2 rRNA genes are annotated in these 3,094 nt (G+C 53.3%); both read left to right on the forward strand.

Annotation, left to right across the window (positions count from 1 at the left end):
- Window positions 1-2,755 (forward strand): 23S ribosomal RNA (locus E3O45_RS15700); the annotation flags it as partial.
- A 207-nt stretch (window positions 2,756-2,962) separates the two neighbouring features.
- Window positions 2,963-3,079 (forward strand): 5S ribosomal RNA (gene rrf, locus E3O45_RS15705).
- Window positions 3,080-3,094 lie beyond the last annotated feature (15 nt).

Consider the following 3,094-nt stretch of genomic DNA (forward strand, 5'->3'; position numbering starts at 1 on the left):
TAGACGAACAGGATTGAAAGCCTGGTCATAGAGGGTGCGAACCCCGTAGTCGAAATGCAGCAATCGCCCGAGAAGTATCCCAAGTAGCACGGGGCCCGAGAAATCCCGTGTGAATCCGTCAGGACCACCTGATAAGCCTAAATACTCCTACATGACCGATAGTGAACAAGTACCGTGAGGGAAAGGTGAAAAGTACCCCGGGAGGGGAGTGAAATAGTACCTGAAACCGTTTGCTTACAAACCGTTGGAGCCAGCTTTGTTCTGGTGACAGCGTGCCTTTTGAAGAATGAGCCTGCGAGTTAGTGATATGTGGCGAGCTTAACCCGAGAGGGGAATGCGTAGCGAAAGCGAGTCTGAATAGGGCGATTCAGTCGCATGTCCTAGACCCGAAGCGAAGTGATCTATCCATGGCCAGGTTGAAGCGACGGTAAGACGTCGTGGAGGACCGAACCCACTTCAGTTGAAAATGGAGGGGATGAGCTGTGGATAGGGGTGAAAGGCCAATCAAACTTCGTGATAGCTGGTTCTCTCCGAAATGCATTTAGGTGCAGCGTTGCGTGTTTCTTGCCGGAGGTAGAGCTACTGGATGGCCGATGGGGCCCAAAAGCTTACTGACGTCAGCCAAACTCCGAATGCCGGTAAGTGAGAGCGCAGCAGTGAGACGGTGGGGGATAAGCTTCATCGTCGAGAGGGAAACAACCCAGACCACCAACTAAGGTCCCAAAGCGCGTGCTAAGTGGGAAAGGATGTGGAGTTGCACAGACAACCAGGAGGTTGGCTTAGAAGCAGCCACCCTTGAAAGAGTGCGTAATAGCTCACTGGTCAAGTGATTCCGCGCCGACAATGTAACGGGGCTCAAGCACGCCACCGAAGTTGTGGCATTGATATTTTTGGTAAGCCGCCACCTTGTGTGGTTGGTTCAGCCGTGTTGATGGGTAGGAGAGCGTCGTGTGGCCAGCGAAGCGGCGGTGTAAACCAGCCGTGGAGGCTACACGAGTGAGAATGCAGGCATGAGTAGCGAAAGACGGGTGAGAAACCCGTCCTCCGAAAGATCAAGGGTTCCAGGGCCAGGCTAATCCGCCCTGGGTAAGTCGGGACCTAAGGCGAGGCCGACAGGCGTAGTCGATGGACAACGGGTTGATATTCCCGTACTGACGAAAAACCGCCCAAACTAATCCAGTAATGCTAAGCATCTGAATCCCCTAGATGGATCCCTTCGGGGTGAAGCGTGGGGCCTAGCGTGCGACCCTATGCTGGTGCGGTTAGCGTATTAACAGGTGTGACGCAGGAAGGTAGCTGAGCCGGGCGATGGTTGACCCGGTCTAAGGATGTAGGCCGAGAGATAGGCAAATCCGTCTCTCATATAAGGTTGAGACCCGATGGGTAGCCCGTAAGGGTGAAATCAGTGATCCTATGCTGCCAAGAAAAGCATCGACGCGAGGTTTTAGTCACCCGTACCCCAAACCGACTCAGGTGATCAGGTAGAGAATACTAAGGAGATCGAGAGAATCGTGGTTAAGGAACTCGGCAAAATGCCCCCGTAACTTCGGGAGAAGGGGGGCCTGAGGCGTGAACGGACTTGCTCCGGGAGCGTTCGAAGGCCGCAGAGACCAGTGGGAAGCGACTGTTTACTAAAAACACAGGTCCGTGCTAAGTCGCAAGACGATGTATACGGACTGACGCCTGCCCGGTGCTGGAAGGTTAAGAGGAACGGTTAGCCGCAAGGCGAAGCTGAGAATTTAAGCCCCAGTAAACGGCGGTGGTAACTATAACCATCCTAAGGTAGCGAAATTCCTTGTCGGGTAAGTTCCGACCTGCACGAATGGCGTAACGACTTCCCAGCTGTCTCAACCGCGAACTCGGCGAAATTGCATTACGAGTAAAGATGCTCGTTACGCGCAGCAGGACGGAAAGACCCCGTGACCTTTACTACAGCTTGGTATTGGTGTTCGGTGTGGCTTGTGTAGGATAGGTGGGAGACTGTGAAGCTTGGACGCTAGTTCAGGTGGAGTCATTGTTGAAATACCACTCTGGTCATATTGGATACCTAACTTCGAACCGTGATCCGGTTCAGGGACAGTGCCTGGTGGGTAGTTTAACTGGGGCGGTTGCCTCCTAAAAAGTAACGGAGGCGCCCAAAGGTTCCCTCAACCTGGTTGGTAATCAGGTGTCGAGTGTAAGTGCACAAGGGAGCTTGACTGTAAGACTGACAAGTCGAGCAGGGACGAAAGTCGGGACTAGTGATCCGGCAGTGGCTTGTGGAAGCGCTGTCGCTCAACGGATAAAAGGTACCTCGGGGATAACAGGCTGATCTTGCCCAAGAGTCCATATCGACGGCATGGTTTGGCACCTCGATGTCGGCTCGTCGCATCCTGGGGCTGGAGTAGGTCCCAAGGGTTGGGCTGTTCGCCCATTAAAGCGGTACGCGAGCTGGGTTTAGAACGTCGTGAGACAGTTCGGTCCCTATCCGCTGCGCGCGCAGGAAATTTGAGAAGATCTATCCCTAGTACGAGAGGACCGGGATGGACGAACCTCTGGTGTGTCAGTTGTTCCGCCAGGAGCACCGCTGATTAGCTACGTTCGGAACGGATAACCGCTGAAAGCATCTAAGCGGGAAGCCGGCTTCGAGATGAGATTTCCATCCCTTCGGGGGAGAGGCTCGCAGCTAGACTACTGCGTTGATAGGCCGGATGTGGAAGTGGGGACTAAAGACCCATGGAGCTGACCGGTACTAATAAGCCGATAATTTGATAACACTCAGTTTGAAGAAGCTGCTTTAGCGTCCACTATGTGGTTCTCGATGTACGGTCGAGAACAACCGCTCTTTTGAGAGCACCAGTACTGTAGAGTATTGGAATACGTAACATAATTGAATAGTTCACTCAGAGTGTTTGAGTGGCGAAGCGATAATTGTTCGAAACGACTTGACGATCACACTTTGGTGTGGTTCATCACCAGATGTTTCGGCGGCTATAGCGAGAGGGAAACGCCCGGTCACATTCCGAACCCGGAAGCTAAGACTCTCAGCGCTGATGGTACTGCAGGGGGGACCCTGTGGGAGAGTAAGACACCGCCGGACTTAACTTAGAAACAA

This window comes from Cryobacterium sp. TMS1-20-1 (genome assembly GCF_004402355.1).
Classification (GTDB): domain Bacteria; phylum Actinomycetota; class Actinomycetes; order Actinomycetales; family Microbacteriaceae; genus Cryobacterium; species Cryobacterium levicorallinum.